Source organism: Paraglaciecola sp. L3A3, from assembly GCF_009796765.1.
Classification (GTDB): Bacteria; Pseudomonadota; Gammaproteobacteria; order Enterobacterales; family Alteromonadaceae; genus Paraglaciecola.
In genome coordinates, this window is sequence record NZ_CP047023.1 from 3,046,208 (window position 1) to 3,068,962 (window position 22,755).

16 protein-coding genes and 1 tRNA gene are annotated in these 22,755 nt (G+C 37.9%); 7 read left to right on the plus strand and 10 right to left on the minus strand.

The annotated features are described in order from the left end of the window. Window positions 1-17 precede the first annotated feature (17 nt). Window positions 18-1,280, minus strand: a complete 1,263-nt coding sequence (gene hemA / locus GQR87_RS12750) for a glutamyl-tRNA reductase (protein ID WP_158969869.1) — start codon at window positions 1,278-1,280, stop codon at window positions 18-20. A 135-nt stretch (window positions 1,281-1,415) separates the two neighbouring features. On the opposite strand from hemA, the gene lolB reads away from it, so the two are divergent. From lolB to ychF, 7 genes are all read left to right on the plus strand, one after another. Beyond that, a complete protein-coding gene (lolB, locus tag GQR87_RS12755) occupies window positions 1,416-2,033 on the plus strand; it encodes a lipoprotein insertase outer membrane protein LolB (RefSeq protein ID WP_233267259.1) in 618 nt (205 codons plus the stop codon). Next, on the plus strand, window positions 2,024-2,890 hold the full coding sequence (ispE, locus tag GQR87_RS12760) for a 4-(cytidine 5'-diphospho)-2-C-methyl-D-erythritol kinase (protein ID WP_158969872.1): 867 nt from the start codon (window positions 2,024-2,026) through the stop codon (window positions 2,888-2,890). Before lolB ends, ispE begins: the two co-directional genes overlap by 10 nt. 50 nt (window positions 2,891-2,940) lie before the next feature. Continuing rightward, a tRNA-Gln gene (locus GQR87_RS12765) sits at window positions 2,941-3,015 on the plus strand. A gap of 115 nt (window positions 3,016-3,130) precedes the next feature. Beyond that, entirely contained in the window at window positions 3,131-4,078 is a 948-nt protein-coding gene (locus GQR87_RS12770) for a ribose-phosphate pyrophosphokinase (RefSeq protein WP_158969874.1), read from the plus strand. Window positions 4,079-4,286: 208 nt separating this feature from the next. After that, complete coding sequence (locus GQR87_RS12775) at window positions 4,287-4,922, plus strand: 50S ribosomal protein L25/general stress protein Ctc (protein WP_158969876.1); 636 nt, start codon at window positions 4,287-4,289, stop codon at window positions 4,920-4,922. Window positions 4,923-4,927: 5 nt separating this feature from the next. Next, window positions 4,928-5,527: an aminoacyl-tRNA hydrolase gene (pth, locus tag GQR87_RS12780; RefSeq protein WP_158969878.1), complete on the plus strand. Its 600-nt coding sequence runs from the start codon at window positions 4,928-4,930 to the stop codon at window positions 5,525-5,527. A gap of 107 nt (window positions 5,528-5,634) precedes the next feature. Beyond that, complete coding sequence (ychF, locus tag GQR87_RS12785; protein ID WP_158969880.1) at window positions 5,635-6,726, plus strand: redox-regulated ATPase YchF; 1,092 nt, start codon at window positions 5,635-5,637, stop codon at window positions 6,724-6,726. A gap of 343 nt (window positions 6,727-7,069) precedes the next feature. On the opposite strand, the gene GQR87_RS22660 is transcribed toward ychF, so the two are convergent. The 9 genes from GQR87_RS22660 to GQR87_RS12830 all read right to left on the minus strand — a co-directional run bounded on the left by GQR87_RS22660 (window position 7,070) and on the right by GQR87_RS12830 (window position 22,510). Continuing rightward, window positions 7,070-7,183, minus strand: a complete 114-nt coding sequence (locus GQR87_RS22660; protein WP_158969882.1) for a twin-arginine translocation signal domain-containing protein — start codon at window positions 7,181-7,183, stop codon at window positions 7,070-7,072. A 24-nt stretch (window positions 7,184-7,207) separates the two neighbouring features. Then, window positions 7,208-8,539, minus strand: coding sequence for a hypothetical protein (locus GQR87_RS12795; RefSeq protein WP_158969884.1), 1,332 nt, complete (start codon window positions 8,537-8,539; stop codon window positions 7,208-7,210). Window positions 8,540-8,663: 124 nt separating this feature from the next. Further along, window positions 8,664-9,911 carry a hypothetical protein gene (locus GQR87_RS12800; RefSeq protein WP_158969886.1) on the minus strand — a complete coding sequence of 416 codons (1,248 nt, stop codon included), beginning with the start codon at window positions 9,909-9,911 and terminating at the stop codon, window positions 8,664-8,666. Between the two features lie 581 nt (window positions 9,912-10,492). After that, window positions 10,493-10,738, minus strand: coding sequence for a hypothetical protein (locus GQR87_RS12805; protein ID WP_158969888.1), 246 nt, complete (start codon window positions 10,736-10,738; stop codon window positions 10,493-10,495). Window positions 10,739-10,866: 128 nt separating this feature from the next. Then, window positions 10,867-12,603 (minus strand): Ig-like domain-containing protein, encoded by a 1,737-nt coding sequence (locus GQR87_RS12810; protein ID WP_158969890.1) that lies wholly within the window; start codon window positions 12,601-12,603, stop codon window positions 10,867-10,869. Between the two features lie 46 nt (window positions 12,604-12,649). Further along, on the minus strand, window positions 12,650-16,330 hold the full coding sequence (locus GQR87_RS12815; protein ID WP_158969892.1) for a TonB-dependent receptor domain-containing protein: 3,681 nt from the start codon (window positions 16,328-16,330) through the stop codon (window positions 12,650-12,652). Between the two features lie 433 nt (window positions 16,331-16,763). Then, window positions 16,764-17,735 (minus strand): hypothetical protein, encoded by a 972-nt coding sequence (locus GQR87_RS12820; RefSeq protein WP_158969894.1) that lies wholly within the window; start codon window positions 17,733-17,735, stop codon window positions 16,764-16,766. A 165-nt stretch (window positions 17,736-17,900) separates the two neighbouring features. Continuing rightward, window positions 17,901-19,145 (minus strand): glycoside hydrolase family 105 protein, encoded by a 1,245-nt coding sequence (locus tag GQR87_RS12825; RefSeq protein ID WP_158969896.1) that lies wholly within the window; start codon window positions 19,143-19,145, stop codon window positions 17,901-17,903. 122 nt (window positions 19,146-19,267) lie between these two features. Beyond that, window positions 19,268-22,510, minus strand: coding sequence for a chondroitinase family polysaccharide lyase (locus tag GQR87_RS12830; RefSeq protein WP_158969898.1), 3,243 nt, complete (start codon window positions 22,508-22,510; stop codon window positions 19,268-19,270). Window positions 22,511-22,755: the final 245 nt, after the last annotated feature.

Here is a 22,755-nt window from a genome sequence, read left to right on the forward strand (position 1 = left end):
ATTTTGTAGATAATCTGCTAATTATCCAGATTTTTTAGTCCTAATGCATCTTTTAAAATAGATAAGCTTTGGGTGTCTTGCTCATTAGCTGCTTTTTTCAAAGCCTTGGTAGGCGCATGAATTAAACTATTAGTCAGTTTATTGGCCAGTTCTACCAACACCTGTTCGGCTTGTTTTCCATCAGCTAGCTGGTTAATCGCACGATTAACTAAGTTATCTCTTTGTTCTACACTTTGATCTCTAAAGGTTTTTAACACATCAATTGAAGATTTCCCTTGCTGCCACTGAATAAATTGTTGAACTTGTTGTTCAACCATTTCGTGAGCAAGCACTGCCGCATCTTGTCGTGAGGCTAGATTTTTTTCTACAATTTGTTGTAAATCATCCACTGTGTACAAATATGCATCGTCTAATTCAGCCACTTCAGCTTCCACATCTCTGGGTACGGCTAAATCAACTAAAAACATAGGTTTATGTTTACGCTCTTTTAAAGCACTTTGCACTAAACCTTTACCTAAAATAGGTAATTGACTGGCTGTAGAGCTGATCACAATATCGGCATTTTTTAGATGACTAGGAATTTGCGATAAGGTTAATACCGCGCCACCTAGAGGTTCGGCAATAGCTTGGGCTCTAGCTAAAGTACGATTCGCCACAGTAAGCGACTTCACGCCTTGCTCTGATAAATGTTTAGCAACCAGTTCGATTGTGTCACCGGCGCCTATCAACAACACTCTGCTTTTTTCTAACGATGAAAAAATATGTTTAGCCAGTTGTACCGAAGCATAAGCCACAGACACAGCATTAGCTCCTATATCGGTTTCACTTCGTACTCGTTTTGCTACCGAAAAGGTATGTTGAAATAACCGTTCAAAATCGGTATTTATTACCCCTGAATTTTTTGCATCTGTAAAAGCTTGTTTCACTTGCCCTAAAATTTGTGGCTCGCCTAACATCAAAGAATCGAGCCCACAAGCAACACGCATTATGTGCACTGCAGCTTGTTGATCAGCATGAAAATAGCTGTTATTGGTTAAATCATCGGCATTAACACCATGAAAATCAGCTAACCATTGTAAAATATTATGGGTTTTGCTTTCTTCAATCTGAGCGTATATTTCCGTTCTATTACATGTAGATACGATAACTGACTCAAGTGCACCTGTGTTTTGCTTTAACGAAGCAAGCGCCTCTACAATTTCGTCTGGAGAAAAAGCTAATTTTTCTCGCAACTCAATAGGAGCGGTTTTATGATTGATGCCAAATGCGATTAAAGTCATTGATTGATAGTTAATTTACAGCAAAATTTTGGCGGCATTGTACGCAAAAGGTAAAACTATTGAAAGAGCAGTCACTTGTATGTTCATATTGTCTCCCTAAAATTTATACTTTAAAAACTAAAAATTGGATAACTTTTGCCTTTATTTCGCTCACCAATATATTTATCAGCTCGACTTTTAATCGCTAGTCTAGTGATATTGCTTGTCAGTTGTGCTCAGCCGCCTCCCCCACATGCAATGCTGAACTCGGCGCAACACCAAAAACAATTAATGCAACTACAAAACTGGCATATCAAAGGCAGATTAGGTTTTAGCAGCAAAGGTAAAAAACAAAGTGCTAGTTTTAGTTGGCAACAAAATCAGCAAACATACAAATTAAATTTAACCAGCATAATTGGCACTTCGATACTTAAAATGTATGGCGATAAACAACAAGTTACTTTAGAAGCCGATGACGAGGTATATGAAGATACTGATGCTAGTTTTTTAATTTGGCGGATCACTGGCTGGCAAATACCGGTTGAGCAATTCCCTATTTGGGTAAAAGGTCAAATTACTGAAAAAGCCAAATTTGTCACTAGCGAGCAAGGCTGGGTGAGCCAAATCCAACCCAATTGTGATAGCTGTGAAGACTGGTTAATTAATTACGATAATTACCAACTAGTGGGTGACACTTGGTTACCACACAAAATAACCTTCAAAAATCGCAGTAATAATAGTCAATTATTAATTAGAGTGAATTCATGGTCTTAGATAACACACAAGCAACACTCAAATGGTGGCCCAGTCCGGCTAAATTAAATTTATTTCTGCATATTAATGGTCGTTATGACAATGGTTATCATCAATTACAAAGTTTATTTCAATTATTAGATTTTGGTGATGAGTTGGCTTTTGAAATTAATAACACGGGTCAAATAACCTTAGCAGACCCTATCCCTGGAGTGGCAGATGAAGACAACCTGATTATTAAAGCCGCCAAACAATTACAAAATCACCCTTTAGCGAATAAAGCCAAGAATATAGGTTGTCATATTCATCTAATCAAACGTTTACCTATGGGCGGTGGTATTGGCGGAGGCTCTTCAAATGCTGCCACTACTCTAGTGGCACTGAATATTTTATGGGACCTTAATCTGACGAAGACTACATTGGCAGAAATTGGATTGAGTTTAGGTGCCGATGTGCCCATTTTTATTTATGGCAAAACGGCTTTTGCTGAAGGAGTGGGTGAAAAATTACAAGGGGTAGAACTAGCTCAAAAATCATATTTAGTGGTTTTTCCAGATTGTCATGTTTCTACCGCAGAAATATTCACTCAAGCCAATTTGCCCAGAAATACAGCAAAAATAAAATTTTCAGACTACAAATTCGACAATACACACAATGATTGTCAAGAATTAGTGTGTGAACGCTATCCGAATGTTGCAAACACATTACAGTGGTTGTTAGAATACGCGCCGTCAAGAATGACCGGTACCGGTGCATGTGTATTTGCAATGTTTGAACAACATCAGGACGCACTGAAGGTTCAATCTTTGTTACCGCAAGGTAGCACTAGTTTTGTTGCAGATGGTCGAAACATTTCGCCATTATATACGTCTATGTAATTTTGATAATTAATATAGTCGACATGTGATCCGGGAATAAAAAGTTTAATTGGGGTATAGCCAAGTGGTAAGGCAGCGGGTTTTGATCCCGCCATTCGTTGGTTCAAGTCCAGCTACCCCAGCCATTTTTACTGATTAATGTATGCTGAGTAAGTCGATGTTTTGGATTTTATATTGTTATTGTGCAAAACACTCACTAGCCAGTCACCTCCTAAAATTTACGCACTGAGGATTTGAATCGTGCCGGATATGAAGATTTTCGCTGGAAATGCAGTACCTGAATTAGCACAAAAAGTGGCTGACAGACTTTACACTAAACTTGGACACGCCAGTGTTGGGAGATTTAGTGACGGTGAAATCAGTGTAGAAGTACATGAAAATGTCCGTGGTTCAGATGTATTCATTATTCAATCGACTTGCGCCCCTACTAACGACAACTTGATGGAATTGATTGTAATGATCGATGCTTTCCGTCGTGCGTCTGCAGGTCGTATTACAGCAGTAATTCCTTATTTTGGTTATGCCCGTCAAGACAGACGTGTACGTTCAGCTAGGGTCCCCATTACAGCTAAAGTAGTGGCTGACTTCTTATCAAATGTTGGCGTAGACCGAGTATTAACTATCGATTTACACGCTGAACAAATTCAGGGGTTCTTTGATGTTCCAGTTGATAACGCTTTTGGTACACCAATTTTATTAGATGACATGCGACAACGTAACTTTGAAAACCCAGTAGTGGTTTCACCTGATATTGGTGGTGTAGTGCGTGCAAGAGCACTTGCCAAACTAATGAATGACACTGACCTAGCGATCATAGATAAACGTCGTCCTAAAGCTAATGTTGCCCAAGTTATGCACATTATTGGGGATGTTCAAGGCAGAGATTGCATCATAGTTGACGACATGATTGATACTGGTGGTACCTTAGCTAAAGCCGCCGAAGCACTTAAAGCACACGGTGCTAAAAATGTTTATGCCTATGCCACTCATGCGATATTTTCTGGTAATGCAGCACAAAACATTCGTGATTCAGTTATCGACGAAATTATCATCACAGATAGCATTCCGTTAGATCCTGAAATCAGAGCGATTCCTAAAGTTAAACAACTGACTTTATCAAACATGTTAGCTGAAGCAATTCGACGTGTGAGTAACGAAGAATCTATCTCTGCGATGTTCGAATACTAATAATTATTTGAATTTTGCATAAAAGGCGACTTAAGGTCGCCTTTTTTATGTCTTTACATTGTGTAGCGCCCAAGCTAGTGGTAATATTCGCCGCCCTTTTTATTGGGGTTTAGATATATCGCGAGCGTCAAGCTGTAATATATCTATATTAACGTAGATCCTGGTCGCAAGGATTTACACACAATTTACTTATTTTGGAGTTATCTCAATGTCTGATGGAATTTTTACTCTAGACGCAGAAGTCCGTACTGATTTAGGGAAAGGTGCGAGCCGCCGCCTACGTCACGCTGGTAAAGTACCTGCAGTCTTATACGGAGCGGAAAAAGAAGCCGTTTCTTTAACACTTAGCCATAACAAAGTTTTTCTTGCTCAAGCATTTGAAGCTTTTTACTCTCACGTTTTAACGCTAAATATTGCTGGCGAAAGCGTTGAAGTATTGGTTAAAGACATGCAACGTCATGCTTTTAAACCTCTTGTTATGCACCTTGATTTCTTACGTGTTGATGCGAAAAAAGAATTGCAAACTAACGTACCTTTACACTTCATTAATGAAGATAAAGCAGAATCAATTAAAACTTTAGGCGGTCATGCTGAACACCACATGGTTGACGTTGAAATTAACTGTTTACCTGGTAACCTTCCAGAGTTTATCTCAGTTGATCTTTCAGCTGTAGAACTTGGACAGACTCTTCATTTGTCTGACTTAGTATTACCTAAAGGTGTTTCTTTAGTTGAACTTAGCAAAGGCGAAGATCATGATCTAGCTGTTGTTACAGTTAAAGTAGCTAAAGGCCCTAAAGCTGACGAAGATGACTCAGCTGAAGAAGAAGCAACAGAGGAATAAGTTGCTTGACTGAATCTACTGATACCAGTATTCAGTTAATCGTGGGCCTGGGTAATCCAGGCCCCGAATATCAGCATACTCGACATAATGCTGGATGGTGGTTTGTCGAATCACTAGCAAAATCATATAACTGCACGTTAAAACTCGAAAACAAGTTTTTTGGCTACACTGGTCGCATCTCCATTGGCGGTCAAGATATTCGCCTGTTAATCCCCACAACTTTCATGAATAAAAGCGGTCAAGCTGTTGCAGCTATGGCTAAATTTTATCGTATTCCATTATCGGGATTATTAGTGGCGTTTGACGAGTTAGATCTACCCCCTGGCGTAGCAAAATATAAAATTGGCGGCAGTTCTAGTCAAAATGGCATTCGCGATATTGTCAGTAAAATGGGCAACAATCGAGATTTTTTACGGTTACGGATTGGCATAGGTCATCCCGGTGATAAAAACCGTGTAACTGGCCATGTATTAGGTAAAGCCCCACAAAAAGAACAGCAGCAAATCGAAGATGCAATTGATGAAGCTACACGTTGCACTGATATTTTAATCAAAGATGATTTAAAAAAAGCGATGAACCGACTGCATTCTTTTAAAGCTGAATAGCTTTAAGGCTAAATAGCCAGAAATGCAAACATCAATTTATAAAAATTTACGTTTATTGGCTATATTACTCTCGCCAGTAAATATTATACGAATAAGAGGATTACAAAATGGGTTTTAAATGCGGCATTGTTGGCCTACCAAATGTAGGTAAATCTACGCTTTTTAATGCATTAACCAAAGCAGGCATTGAAGCAGCAAACTTTCCATTTTGTACGATTGAACCTAATACAGGTGTAGTGCCAGTTCCTGATTTACGTTTAGATAAATTAGCTGAAATAGTTCAACCTAAACGTATTCTTCCTACCACAATGGAATTTGTAGATATTGCAGGTTTAGTAGAAGGAGCATCTAAAGGTGAAGGTTTAGGTAACAAGTTTTTAGCTAACATCCGTGAAACTGACGCCATTGGCCACGTAGTACGTTGTTTTGATAATGACAATATAGTGCACGTTGCGGGCAAAGTGAGTCCTAAAGATGACATTGAAATCATCAACACAGAGTTAGCCTTATCTGACTTAGATACCACAGAAAAAGCGCTATTCAGAGTCGCTAAAAGAGCCAAAGGCGGCGATGCTGACGCGAAAGCAGAAATGAAGGTATTAGAAAAAATTAAACCTCATTTAGATGAAGGTGAACTATTACGTTCGGTTGAGTTAACTAAAGACGAACTGAAATTAATCAGTTACATGAACTTCTTAACACTAAAACCTACTATGTATATTGCTAACGTCAATGATGATGGATTTGAAAATAACCCTTACCTAGATCAAGTACGCGAAATTGCTGCTGCAGAAGGCTCGGTTGTGGTTGCGGTTTGTGCTGAAATAGAAGCAGAAATTGGTGAACTAGACGAAGAAGAAAAAGCTGAATTTATGGCTGATATGGGCTTAGAAGAGCCTGGGTTAAATCGCGTTATTCGTTGTGGTTATGAACTACTAGCTTTACAAACTTACTTCACAGCTGGCGTACAAGAAGTGCGAGCTTGGACTTTCCCTGAAGGTTCTACCGCCCCTCAAACTGCCGGTGTGATCCATAGTGACTTTGAAAAAGGTTTTATTCGTGCTGAAATTATTAGCTACGAAAACTTCATCGAATTTAAAGGTGAACAAGGTGCTAAAGATGCAGGTAAATGGCGTTTAGAAGGTAAAGATTACATAGTTAAAGATGGTGATGTCATTCACTTCAGATTTAACGTGTAAATCTGTAAAAAATATTTCAATTGATATTGTAAAAAAGGGGAGCTATTAAGCTCCCCTTTTTATATTTGCTAGTTTTGGTAAAACCAATATACCAATCAGCTTATAGCAAGGTTATAGCAGTCCTTACATCCCTGATTGACCACCCGCGGCTCTGGTTTGTAGGCTTAGTGGGCTAAGTCAAAAATCAGCAACAAAGAGTAAAAAGCGTTTAGGAAGAACCCTTCGGGCAGCGCTTGTACGGCATTTCTACTGCTTCATCACTCATTCAAGTAGAACACTACATCACTCTTGCGCTTCATTGTATAAATACCGTACAACTCGCTGTAAAAACATTCAACAAAGATCAACAACCCCTAAGATATTCTTTGTTTAATTCAGTTAAGCAATCACTCTTGTACAAGGCAGCTGCAGCTGATATTCCCGCGCCACCTAATAAGAAATTCCGTCTACTAGTCATGTTGAACCTCTATACATATTAAATTTAGTTAAATGCCATGGGGTATAAAGTGCCATGTTTAGGTTTATCTGATAGTGAGAGAACATCATTGAAGGTAATAACTTCATAGACAAGATCTACAGCAGGAATATTGTTATAACCTGAACGTTTATGAGCCGTTTCATTTTTATACAATAAATTTTTCGGACCTGGGGCTTGGTGTGTATCTATGCCCCCTGTTGCCAGATTATGCCACTTATGCACAAAAGGTATTTTAATCGAGTTTTGTTCCACCAAATTAAAACCTAAATCTCCATTATGAAAGTTAACGTCGATTTCAAAATCATTTTGATAAAGTACGTTATATTTGGCCTCTTGCTGGATTGCAATATGACGAATTTTTCTGACTCTTTCATTGGTCACTAAAATATATTGCCCTCTAATGTCGTAATAACAATTACCTTCACCACCTTTGTTATAACAACGATAAATATCGTTGTATCTCAATGTCAGGTGCCGAGTATGAGTACCGATCCAAATTGGATCTGTGCCCGACTCAAGTAACACAGTATCCTGCATCCAAGAATTTTTTGTTGTTCCATCAAATTTAACCAAGCCAACATACAAACTATCATCAATTAAGGGATTCACTTTATCTGGATTGTTTAGGTTAACTTTATAGTCATTTCTAAATGGCCAAGCTATATCTGGCACTGATTCGTTTGGTTCATCAAAGTTATTACGATCTAAAGGTTGATAGGTGGCTGTGGCATCTTTTACTTGATATTTAATGGTTAAGTTCTCAATCCCTGAGTTTTCTACATCGTCAAAATTAATGGCAAACAATTTTCGTGAGCCACTTTCTTGCCATTTATGTTTGATACGCACAATGATTATAGTGTTGTTTTTATCTTCACCCCTTAACACAATACCAGACTTCATATTTAAAGGTTGGTCGAGGTAATGTATGCCCTCTTCAACCAGTATGTAAGCCGAGCTTGTATTATTGGGGATAATGACATTATCAATTATGTCTTGAAATGCATTAATATCTGTCTCTGTTACAGATTTTGTTGCTACTTTGGTTAATGCTTCTTTACACGGTATACCATCTTCAACACCAGCCAATTTCCACTCTTGCATGGTAGAAAAATTACTATCATTTTTGCTTTCGTCATAAACCCAATTAGGATCCCCTACTCGATTAGCATTTGCACAGTGGTCAGAACTAATAGGATCTTCAGGCACTTCAGGTATTTTAACTGGCTCTTTAGGAAGTCCTTCAACGGTAGGATCTTCAGGGCTGTTTGACTGACAACTTAACAATATACTTGCCAAAAATGCGATTAAAAATATAGGGACTTTTCTTGTATTCACTTAAATTCCTGAATGTTAAATGAGCTCAAACTTCGTACAACAACCAAAAGAATAACCTTGGAATATATTCAATTAACAAGAGTTTGGCTCAGATGGATTCATTTAAAATGGTAAGAAGTTTTGATTAATTAAACTTCATTGGATATAAGGTGCCATGTTTAGGTTTTTGGGAAAGTTGTTGAACATCTGCAAATGTGATGACTTTATACACAGTTCCCCACCAAGGAATATTGTTGTAACCTGCTCGCTGATGATCTGTAGAGTTTTTATAGGTCAGATTATTAGGGCCTGGCGGTCTATGAGTGCCTGCTCCACCAGTAGAAATGTTATACCATTTGTGTACAAACGGAAGTTTAATTGAATTACCTTCAATCAAGTTATATCCAAAATCAGCATCATGAAAGTTCACATCAACTTCGAAATTATTTTGGTAAAGCACATTAAATTTAGCTTCTTTTTGCACAGAAACATGGCGGATTTTTCTGACTCTTTCTTTAGTTACCAGAATATACTGCCCTCGAATATCATAATAACAATTGCCTTCTCCACCTTTGTTATAACAACGGTAGATATCATTATATCGGAAGGTTAAATGATGTGTATCTGGACCTGTCCAGATGGGATCTGTTCCCGATTCAAGAATAACAGTATCTTGCACCCAAGAGTTGTTCGTAGACCCATCAAACTTGATCATGCCAACATATAAGTCATCATCTGCTATCGGATTCAGTTTATTAGGATTATTTAATTTAACTTTGACTTCATTTTGAAATGGCCAAGCTTCACCAGCAACGGTGGTAGATGGTTCGCCATAATTGTTACGATCTAATGGTTGATAAGTACCGGATGCATCTTGGACTTGATATTTAATCGTTAGGTTTTCAATACCCGCATTGACTACATTATCAAAATTAAAGGCATATATTTTGCGTTTACCATTTTGTTGCCATTTATGCTTTAAGCGAACAATGATTTTTGTATTATTTTTGTTTTCTCCTCTGAGCACAATACCGGACTTCATATTTATCGGTTGGTCTAAATAGTGAGTACCATTTTTAATCAAAATATGAGCTGATTTTTTACCTGCAGGAACAGAAGCATTATTTATCTTATTTTGTAAGGCACTGACCCCTGTATTGGTTAACCATTTTGTAGCGACTTTCGGCACTGATTCAGCACAAGGAACCCCTCCTGATACGCCTGCCCATTTAGTTTTAGCCATAGAAGGAAAAGCATTATCAAATTTAGTCGCATCATAAACCCAGTTAGGATCGCCGATTCGATTACCCTGATTACATTGTGCGTTACTTAAAGCACTAAAAGTCAAAGATGAAATTGCTAATACCGATGTCAACATAAGATTAAATTTCATTTCATATCCTTATTTGTTTTCATTCATTATTAAAATTTATGTCAATCCAATGATTGTAATATTTGAAAGACAACCTATATGACAACTGACAAGCATTAAATTTACCAACATTTACAACCATGTCAACAATATAGATACAATTTATATTTATTTCATTAACAAAAGTAACAAAAGCCACTACCCAAAAGTAAAATAATCAATAAAATTCAGATAGTTAATAAAATATGATACTACTGAAACTTTACTAGCCTTAGCCGTATTGAGCCTTATCAATACATTGTCGCTGTTATTTTAGTAGCTAAAAACTTGAATATAATATGTTCTTTAACCTAGATTAAAGCACGTAAGCCGCCCATACCTGTATGACATCTTATAATAAAAAGTTATTTACATTAGAAATATGTAGAGAAAATAAATGAAAACTAGTTTGAATGGTGAAAGAGCAATAATTATTTATCAGCGCTTGATATACTCTTATAGGCAATAAAAAACTCAATAATTAGCCCCGCTAGGGTTTGGTTAGATATTCTAATTTTTATTACAGGGCTAATATTGAGTCACTAGATTAAATTAGCTACCTGCTATTTAGGGTATTTCTTATCCCAATAAGTTTTTACTTCTTTCTTTGATACAAAGCCATTACCGTCAGTATCCATCTCCTTAAACTGTTTGGTAATATATTTTTCATTGAAGCTATCGCCCTGTTTCTCGGCTTTGTTCTTCTTCCATTTTAAATATCCCTGCAAAGAGGTGCCTTCAGATGATTCTTTTGCCTGAGCCACAAACGCAGCACTCATTATTGCTACTAAACAAATAATTTTTTTCATGATAGTCCTTAAATAGAATTTCTTATGAGTAATTAACCTGAGCCTTGGTGAATAAATACTGCTAGATCTGTTATTAATCTAGCAGTATTACAAACTTCAGCGCTATTTCACCCTAGCAAGGTTTACTCTTAGTTAGCTTCATATACGGCAAAGTTATCTAATAACACTGAATCGCCTGGGTTTAATCCATTAAAATATATTTCTAATAGGATAGCTTTTTGCTGGTCCCAACCTGTTGCCGGAACAGTAAATATACTGGTGTCAGTTGAATCATCAGAATCCCAGTTGGTATTAACGAACTCTACGTATTGCCATTCAGTTGAACTACCATCTAAGTCGCCGACCCATTCAGGACCTTCGTTTCTAAGTGAATAATCATTATCTCTACGGTTAATCAAAGAGTGGCGTATGCTGAAGTCTTGATTATCAGGATTAGTCACAACCTTAACCCAAATTGAAGCTTTGAATTGTTTACCTACACTGCTGCCATTTGAAGGGTTGTATAAACGTCCAGCTTGGCCCCAAGCACTCCATTGTTTATGGGTAATACCAACGGCATAAGTGCTGACAGAAGCATCATCTTTCAATGTCACTTTAAAAGCGTTACCTGATAAACCAGCACCTTCTTCTAACGCTAATGTTATACCGTTAGTCGTTGTCCACTTGGTGTTGGTACTGTCTTCTTTAAGCTTGTCAAAGTTACCATCCAAGTCATAAGCTGACTTACACATATGATTGGTAACAAAGCCTGCTTCGATACTATCTGATATGGGTGAATCTGCACCTAACAACTCTGCATTAATATTTATACTTCCCAGATTATCATTGTTAGGCGTAGTTAAAAGTGCAGAGGTTTTTTCAGTATCGATATAGGAAATAGCAGTGCTATCAACTATTTCACCTGCCAAAGTCCAGTCATACACAAAATCACCTGAAAGGGTTTGACCTTGTTCTGCTATAGGCATAGCAGTTAATGGTAAAAATGAACAAGCAGGGAATTGTAGCGCATCAGGTTGTTCACCTTTTGCTGTTGTTAATTCTATAGATGTCATTCCTTTGGGTGGATTAACCACATCAACATCAAGGGTATAAGAGATATCACTGTTTTCATTAGATGTAATAACAAGTGTTGTACTACCAATGACTTTTCCTGTTACCAGCCCTTGTGCATCTACAGTCGCGATATCTGTATCAGCTATCTGCCAGCTAAAATCTTGATAAGCTTTACTAAACTTAGCTTCAGGTAAAGCCCAGGCAACAGCTTGAGCTGAGTTATCAAGAGGAACAGATAATTTAGATCCTGATATGCCTTCAATCTCATCTGGGATACCATTAAATGTCAATTCAACATAACGTATCGTTTCCGTGACCTCAGAATCTGCGGGATAATCATATCCATTATCAAGATTAAAGGTAATCTTATAAGTGTGCGAGCTTACATCTCCATTAGCATGTAAATGATCATCTAACATGTCTGTGTCAACAAGTAGTGTAGAACCATTTACTCTGAACAATGATTGTGAAGATGCATCCAAAATTTGTTGGTCAGTCAGATTTTTTTCATCCCAAATACCCGTCACTCTTAATGCATTCCAACTATCTTCATCTACTTGAAAAGTACGTACTTGAGCCGAGCCGCTATTTTCACTGAGTGAGATGCCATCAGAAGTAGCTCCTTCAAACAAGTCTATTTGTAAAATACCTTGCGACTCATCAAATGCTTTTACTAATTTTTCATTTGCAAACTGGGCAGGCTCTTTACTTTTAAAAGGTGATTCAAACCCTTCATTATCGCCACCACATGCAGTTAATAAGGACAAACCTAAGGTGCAAGCGAATGTTCTTGAAAATACGTTAATTTTCATTTTTTTCTCCAAATCAATTCTTTAAATACGGATTTTATTAACATGATTAAAATTTCATCCGTAAGCCGATACGATACAGACGACCGGTTTTATATTCTGATACGGTTCTACTGTTGGTGACACCACCATCCATAGCATTACCTTCATCCCAGTTAATCACTTGACCATTAGCATCAAAACCAAGGGTATTATCAGTGCTGGTAAAGAAGGTTCTGCTAGTATCATCCGTTAAGTTGGTAGCCTGAAAAGTAAGGCTCAAATACTTATTCACTGTATAACTCGAGCTAAAATCAAGTCGGTTAGTCGCATCTTTCCAGATAGCACCATTCACACCACCTCGGCTGACCATTTGAGTCGAATTATAACGATGAGCCAAACGCAACATTATCCCATTATCTTCCCAGTAAAGGGTGGTATTACTAGAATGTTCAGGTGTATGTGGTTGGGGTAGTGACTGTAATAATTTGTTAGTGGTGGATACCAATTCAGCCTCTGATTCAGATTCTGAATAGGTATAGTTAAAGTTAACACCTAAGCCTGACCAGATACCCGGTAAAAAGTCATAGTTTTGGTTGTATGATATTTCAATCCCCCGTGAATAAGCACCTTTACCATTGCGTTCCTCATAAATGATTAACTCGTGACACACTGGCAGTAAATCTGAAGTCACTGAATTATCGTTAATATAACGTTTAGCCATACATTCAGAGTTCATTGGAGTTGAGTCAGGATCTGGCGCTAGTAGTGTTTCTTTTTTACTAATTGTTTCAATGTCATAATCCGTTTTTATATCTTTCCAATAATACGGTGTGGCGACTCTTTCTTGGAAGTTATTCATGTCTTTGTTAAACAAAGCAATTGAAGCCAAACCTGATTTATTGAAATACCATTCAAGAGATAAATCTAGATTTTTAGATTCTAATGGTTTTAGTTGTGTACTCCCCAAAGAACCGCCGCCCTCAGGAGTCCAAGGACCTTCACTTATTCTTAAACCAGGATTCAATCCATCAAAAGTAGGACGAGCTAGGGTTTTAGAGGCAGCAAAACGACCAATAAACTCTTCACTAATAGCATAATTTAGATTAAGTGCTGGCAGCAATAGAGTGGTATTGGAAGTATCTGTCACTGGAGCAAAACGCTTAGATGCAGTTGCTACATCAACCCCCGCAGCATTAAAACCATTAGTTGTACGATCTATCCAACCACGCATATTATAATGAGCACGTGCTCGGCCAGTGTTTAACGCATAACTATTAACACCATCCAAAGAGGTAATAATAGATGGTGTTGCAAGACTTTTGATCATCTGAGGATTACTAGGGTCAGCGTAATTGTACAACATCAAAATACGGTCATTCCCTTCATACTCAGCCATTTTCTCGGCCCAAGCATCTACACTTCCATCAAATACATCTGGCGACCAACCTTGTAGATATCTTTGGTCACCCACCACAGTAAATAGTGGCAAGGTATCAGCTTTATCACTTTGAAAGGTATGGGTTAACTGATAATCAAAACATTTAGCAATATCTTTATGTTGCTCTGAACGCGGGTTGTAATAATTACCCGGTAAATATGCGCGATTATTCTCAAATTCTGTAAAATCAGGCGCATCACAAGCAGGTAAGCTCATATTGGCTACTTCACGATTATAAATAAGGTCGTGAGGATCTAACATACCGCCACTAGATGAATAACTAACACTTGAAAAGCCTGAGCCAGTATTCTCATCTTTGATCAATCTCAGACCCAAGTTACCGGTTAAACGGCCACCTAAATATTCAAAATTAATTTTACCGTATAAGGCTTGGGTTTCTGTTTCTATATTACGTGTACCTAATGGCACATTAATCAATTCTAATACGCCTGGATCTTTACCATACACTTGAGCAAGTGCTTTATCTGCGTCTAAAACATACCAACCATTGCGGTAAGCTTCGTCAGAGTTAGGTAAAATAGAATCCATGAAGTTATTAACAGGGAAACTGTCATTTGACACCATATCTGCCATTTTCACCGTTTCTAATCCGGCAGCATTTACATCAACATAATTACTATCTTCACCAGCAGCCCTAAGTGCCCCACCGGTAATAATTTCTTGAGTATCAGTCACCACATCTTTAACGCGACTAGCGTATTTGCCACCAAATTCAACTTTAGTAATGCCTGCAAAATCAACTGCCCAGTCAAAATTAACAAATACTGACTTGTTAGTATCTGTGTTCTCGTTCTTGGTAAATTTTAGTGAGCCTAAGTGACTACCATATAAGTCAAACGGGTTAAATTTACTAGTCAGATAGGTAGTACCTAACGTAATTGGATCATATTGAGTATTTTGTGTACCAGTAAATATTTGGCAGGCACCTTGAGTACAGTCATAACCCACTTGTTCCAATTCATCCATTGGAGTTTGGTCAAGTATATTTTCTTTAGCGGTTTTCCAAGTTGCTGTACCCACTTGAAGACGACGAGGTGTGTTATCTTCTGTTTTAGAATAACCCGCAATCACTTCCATAGTTAAGTCGTCGGTAAAATCATGTTCAACAGTTAATGTGGCAATATTGTTTTCAACTGTCTGGTCACCATAAGTGCGAGATAATTTACCTGCTTCTTTTCGGCCTGTTTCTTTAACAAAAGTATGGTTATCTACATCTAAAGTATACCATTCAGGATTTGGATCGAACAAATTTAGCGGCTTATGAGGGCTTACACTAATCGACAAATTATGTTGATCTCTAAAATCTTCACGAGTCGAATGATTAAGGTCTAATTGTATATCTGTGTTTTCACCTGGACGATACTGTAAACCGCCAGAGATAGTCAGACGTTTTGAATCTTTCATAGTGAGACGATAAGAAGCAGCGTTTCTACTTAATGTCCAGAATTCATCACCCAGCACTCTATCGGTTGTTGCATTATAATTGGGTAGTTCTTCAGGCTGCATACCTTCTGGCAAAATCCGAAGAATTTTACCGTCGAGATCACTGGCGGTTCCATCTAAAAGAGGTCTAGTTTGGCTATCCCAAGAAGTTACCGATGAATCACTTCTAGAGTTTAGAGTTTCATCTGAAACGGTTAAAACTAAGCCAAGTTGTTCATCAAAAAATTTATCAGCAAAGCTGAATGATAATTTGCGATTATCTCGTTCAGAATAATCATTATAACGGCCTTGGATTTCAAACTGTCGACGAGGTTTACCAATACTTAAAGGTTTAACAGTCTTAAGTATTACATTTGCACCGAGAGAGCCTTCATCTAAATCTGCTGCATAGGTTTTATACACAGAAATTGAAGATAATATATCAGAAGAGAAAGTACTTAAATCGACACTTTGATCAGCCCCAGGGGAATCAGGATCTCCGCTTAAGCCACTAGTTAGTGCCACACCGTTCATCGATATTTGGTTTAAACTAGCACCGGCACCACGTACAGAGATTCGAGTACCTTCCCCACCATCTTCCTGAACAGTTACACCGGTTACTCGAGACAAAGCATCCGCGATATTTTGGTCCGTTGATTTACCAATATCTTCTGCGTGAATAGAGTCAGAGACACCGTCAGTGAATCGTTTATCGTTCAGCGCTTTTCTTAAACTACTTTTAAAGCCTGTAACTTCAATAACTTCTATTCCATCTTTAGACGAGTCTTGTTCTTCAGCAGCGAATCCGAGTGTAGAAAATAATACACCACCAATGGCCAAAGATAATTTTGTTCTTCTGTATGTCATACGACAACCCCCATTATAATTATAGTTTACTTACTTCGATTAAACCGTCATGTGTTATACGTTATCATACAACATTGTGTTTAGTGATGGCCTGAAGTAAGAACCCAAGTAAATAATAACCAAAAAATCAAAAAATAGCACCCTAGAACTCAACTTTTTTAACTTTTTAATTACCATTTAGCAACAAATAAGCTAATTAAAAAAACTAAAACACCTAAAAAACGGCATAAGATTAATCTAACCAACTGATAAATAAACAATTTACATAATAAACTTAACAAATTCACAACTTATAAGATAACAAATAAAAATGATGTCATATAAGATAAAGGTGAAATGAAACACTTGTCATACACTTTTTATTTCCGCATCTTTGCTAATAAAAGGCGTCCTTAACACAATAACCATTAGCCACTGTTCAGATTAATCCGAGTTATTTACTGGCTACATTTTTGTTCAACCACTGCCAAGCTTGAATACGATATTCGCTAGGAACCAAAGGCCACTTATCAGTATGCCCGCCTTTAGTGATCCCATTGGGAAATGTTCCAAATATTTTTCGGGTATTCACATCTAGGTAAGTAAAATTTTCGGTTTTAGCCATATACTGCTGAATAAACGTCTTAGTGCTCTGGCTATGAGAGGGAACACTGGTAATTAAATATGGCCTACCATTTACCCGTTTTAAACGCTCTGCCGCAGCTTTTTGATATGTTGCAAAAGGTGATCCCCAAGAAGTCCCCTTCCACTCTTGTTCCCCGTCAAAGTGATCATGGACAATAAAACCAGACCATAATTGAGCAATTTCATCGTCATGTAGACCTAAATAATTAACAGCAATGGCTCCTCGTGAAAAACCACATAAAAAGACTGCGCTAGGCTCACCACCAAAAGATTGCAGAACACGGGGAACATTGGCTTTAGCATAGTTAACCGTTGCCTCTTTATCGCCCCACCAAGTGAGTTGGTTCTCTGATTTATTGGCGCTGATATATGGCAGGCTAACCCAAATGTATTTACCGGCAGTTAAGCCGTAGCCAAAAGCCGCATCTTTCACTTCACCTGTAGAACCAGATTTGGCATATTTATTACCTGTGTATTCAAACATAACCGGCCAGGTTTGCCCTTGTTTCACTTTCTCTGCAGACCAATCATCAGGTAAATACAAAGTGTGATAAACCTGAGTTCCTTGATATTCAGGGGCAGTAACCGAAACTTTTATGCCTGCCCTCGGCAAACCTTCAGTCAATGTAGGAAGACTCAATTGAAGTTGTTTATTCAGGGATATCTTGACCGGAGAATAAGGTCTCATTTCAGCTATATTTTGATTAGGCAACCATAAAGTGCATGCTGATAACAATCCAAGAAGAATCGAAAAAGGAATAATTATTTTAATAAACTTCATATACTTACCTTATTAAATATGTACTCAATAATACTTATAACCCTAGCATAGTGACCTAGATAGACTACAACATGAGCGGTTGATGGACCATTCGACCAAACTCCATTTGGTCGAACTCATGCCCTAAATGTCATATACCAATCAATATACTTAAAACCAAACAGGTTATTTATTAGCGAGTTTATACATTTCGCTACCGGTTAGCAGAAACGCGCCAATAGCAAATATTTGAGTATCATCTTCGGTAACACTTTCAGGTTTATAACCAATCTGTTGTACCCAACCTAATTTGCCACTGTCTTGAATTGAATCGACCAGAGCGAGCCAAGCTTTATCGACTACAGGCTGAAATTTTTCTTTGTCTAATAAGCCATTATTAATACCAAAAGCGTATCCGTAGGCCATTAATGCAGTACCACTAGTTTCGCGATACGGTTGGGATTCAGGCGCTAGTACTGAAGGTCTCCATAGACCATCACTTTGCTGGGCACCTGCTAATCTAGTCATCAACTTGACAAAAATATCTTCGTATTTAGCACGTTTAGCGTGGTCCTCAGGTAAGTGTTCTAATATTCTAGCTAAACCAGCGGCTACCCAGCCTACACCTCGAGCCCAAATAACTTTCTGGCCATTTTCTTCACGTCTATCGAAAAAACGGCTGTCTCTATAAAACAATTGGTCGTCTTCATCCCAAAGTAGATTGACCGTTTGCCAAAACTCTTTATCAGCAAATTCTAAATATTTATCATCACCGGTTATCTTTGCTAAATGGATCCAAACAGGTGGCCCCATAAAGATGGCATCAGCCCAACTCCATCTATTTTTAGCCGGTACCAGCGTACTGGCTAACCCGGCATATGAATCTTTTATTATCTGGCCTGATATTTTTGATACTTGATCAATCACTTCTATTTCTAATCCCACAGTTGAAGGGGATTGCAAAATAGTGTCGAAAATAACCTTCAAAGGAACCAGCATCTCAGGCTCCTTGTATTTTTCGTATAAATCGAGGTACAACTGGCCAATAGCGTAATCATCAGCGTTGTAAATTCTTGGCCCTAATAAGTAATTATAGTGTTTAGCATAATCGTATTGCAGTTTTAAATATTGACTGTCGCCTTTTGAATCAGCCAATTTTGACCAGCGATCCATGCCAATATGAAATGAAGCATAGACCCAACCTAAAGGATCACTATCTCCTTCTCCTAACGCAATATAAGCTTTCTTATCGTCAGTTTCGAATTCCCGTTTCTGCTTGTTATAATGCAGTAACTGCCAATCAATTACTTTTTTCATTGATGCGTAAATGGATTCTTTATCAATGTTTTCTGAGGTGTTAGTTTCCGCAGAACAACTTGTACTGCTGACTAATGTTAAAATCAAAACCAATGGCGTTATAAAACGTTTCATAGCTGTTATTTCTCTATTTGTAAAATTGTTACTTAATCACCACTTAAACTAACCTGCTATTAAGTGGTGATGCTTAATAATAATGAGAGGAAAAGGCCCTTCATTAATGTAGAAAAGTTAGATTACTTTTTTGCTGACAATAATACTTCTGCCGTTAATCCATCTTTACATGCAAACTCAATAACCGTTTCTGTTGAGTTTGATTCAATGATTGTTGCCGACTTGTAGTTGAGCGTTTCGATGGCTTTCAATTGTTGAACTATCTGCCATTGGCCACGTAAAGTCAGACGAACTTTAGTTTCACGACTTGGCCAGAAATACCATTCTCGCTCGTATATAGACAACTCAACTCTTTGACCATTAGGTAATCTGTCATCCTGTCCGTCATATATATTCAAATCAGGATCGGCTACTGCCAATTTGATGCCTTCAGCAGATTGTTCAATGGCGAATGATGAAGGCCGACTCACTTTAGTCACTAAGCCCTTAGCAAAAGAATTATCTGCATCAAACACAATATAAGAGGTGGTTTTGGCTGCTTTGGCACTGACAATATGGGCTTTTTTATCTTGTTGTAACACTTCATAAAGCTTATCTGTAGTATTCATCGACTGCATAAACTGGCTCATTTTGTGTTCGTCAGCATTCACCAGCAAGGCATACTCATAACTGGCGTTCTTAGGTTTAACACCATGATTAAATAACACTGTCGAAAACTCACCACTCACTTGTTGTTTATTATGAGAGTCAGGATTGGTTTGACGCTGTCTACTAATTTCTAAATTAGCATTATTCGCCATTCTAGGGATGTAGTAACCTGTCCCCCGAGAATCAACAAACCAGATCGGGTCAGTGTCTTGTTTAACATCGGTAAATGGTAAAGGTGTAATTGTGCCATTACTGGTTTTAAGGCCTGCTTGATTGACAATTTTATCTTGTAACACAGTGGTTTCGACAGAATACTTGTCTACTCCACTTTGAATATCTGAGCCTAAACTGACGATAAGATCATTAAAGAAAAAGTAACTTTTTCTGCCGCTAAATGATTCTAATCCCCATTTGTCGTGACCACGAAACGGGAAAGCAAAGGTAGCGTTACCTGAATTGGTTTCAACACCACCAACAAAAGCTTGGTCAGAAAACAAATATTCGCCGCCCTCACCTCTTACTTGATTGGGAGCAGTTAATAACTGTTGATGGGGCAAATGTACTGATGTTACCCCAGGAAAACGACGCCAGTCATAACCATCTTGCCAAGAGCTTTTAGCTTTATCGGTAATAGGTTCATAAGTACTATCAACACTATTTGCATAAGACACATCTACATAACCGTGAGCTAAATAAGCAGGGTAAGCAAAATAATCAGGTCCCCAGCCTTCATATGGATATGCATATTTGCTGTGGCCGCGTACTGTTGTCATCCATTGATTGCCATCTCGCGTGGTCGCCACAGACGAATAAGGTAACACTCTGGCTTTATCATATGAATAATCAATAAAGCCGCCATTATCCTGTAGTTTATTTAGCCAGAATTGTTCTTTTTCGCCAACTTTAGGCAAGTTTTCAACCACATCTCGATACAAACCAGCCATACGTTTGTCAAAAGGCTCTGCACTGAGCGCAATCATAGCGGGCATAGCATACACATTACTGGGTAAAGTATATTTACCTACATTACGCAGACTTTCTACTGCCCGAGGAGCAATATATTTATCAGTGGCTAACGTATGAAAATACGTTTCAGCACAGTGTTTTATCCGGCGAAATGCTTCTGAGGATACTTTAAATGGCGTATCACTTAACAGATACATAGTGGTCGCCATGCCATTAATACCCCGACCGCCATATCCCAATGTATGACCAGCATGGCGGAATACTGTGCCATCAGGTTTTAACATTTCATCCAAACCATAAGCATAAGCCGAAGCGACATTTGAAAAGTGTGACGAAAAATGCTGTAAATCTCGTACTTTTTCAGGGGAGTTTTTCATCATTAACGCGGAGTAAAGTCTAATTTGAATTAAACCTTGAGCATCATCAGCATCTTCACCCAGACGTTTTCCATCTGCAGAGCCATATCGGAAATCTTCGCGATACACTTGATTAAAACCTAAGAAATATTTTAATACCCCTACCGCTTTATCTAATCGGCCATTTTGTTCAAATACATCGCGCATTAAATATAATGCAGGGCCCCATTCACGGATAATATAAGCATAGTGATGCAACCAACTTAAAGCAGCACCTTCATCCATGCCTTGATCGACACCATAATCAAATAGATTAATAAACATTTCAGCAATTTCAGCTTGCTCATCTTTGTTTTTAGACGAGCGATAACGCTTAGCCAAATCTAACATCATATGGCCATAATCTCTGCGCCAATTCATGTATTCACTTGGTTTAGGAATATCATTCCCCATCTCAGCAAAATACTGATTGTATACCGTCGCTTTAATTAAAGGTTTGCCATAAATGTTGTCACCCTCTCGGGTAATTTGATATTTTTGGTAACGTTTCTTTAAATCTGCAATACCTTTATTGGCCAAGGATGTTTGCTGAGATACGGGCAAAATATATTCATCGACCTTCTGATTAAAAGCATTTAACTGCTCAATCTTCTGTTTTGTCAGCGGCTCTAATGGCAACGAAGGTTTAAAGGATGAATATTGATGTAAAAATTGTACATATTGGGTAGAGCGACGAGGATGTAATTGAATATGCGGTAATTGTTTATTTGGCATATTCGTTCTTGAGTCCATAGGTAAAGATAAACCAAGACTGTCGATATAATACGTACCTTCACCCGTTGCTGGAGCTAGTATAGTTAACCGATCCATATCAGGATGAGGAACACCACGCATATCCCCAGTATCATAATTAATCATGACTGTACGCCAACCGCTGAAATTCAACTCAAAGTCAAATTCGCTATCAACTTTATCACCACGGCCAAATTGAAAGCGTAAACGTTGAAGACTGGCTTTTTCATTATAGATCCACATAAAAAAGCCACGATCAGGTTCAAGAATAGGCGAATCACCTACATCAAAATTATAATGTCCTGTAATTAAATACTGATCTCGTCCCTCTCTAACTAACTTTTTTAAGTCTCGGCGCTGGTGATAACCAATAGGCGTATTAAATATTAACTTGTCATTACCCACCCAATCCCAACGTAATGACTTAGCATCGTGTTTCATACGTTTAGTGTCGATACTGAGTTTACCGGCGGATGCTTTCATCCCGGCAGGAATTCCTTGTTCGAAGCTTTCCATTACTTTTACTGACTGATTAATGGTGCCCGCATAAACACAATTGATGAAACTAAAACTCATGGCAGCAATATATTTTTTTAAAGCCATTATTCCCTCTTAAAACTCGCTAAATTTAGACCCTAAAGCACAACAGGTGAAATTAAAAAAGCATAGACAAAGCTGCCTATCAGAAAAAGTAAAAAACCAACAACTTGTCTGATATGTTACATCGACAAACATAAATGTAAAGTGTTTGTTATATTAAAATGTAAATTATAGTGACAAAAAGCAGACATAAATCTCCAAAAAGCCAATAAAGACAAATTTATCGCTATTAAAGATACATTTAACGA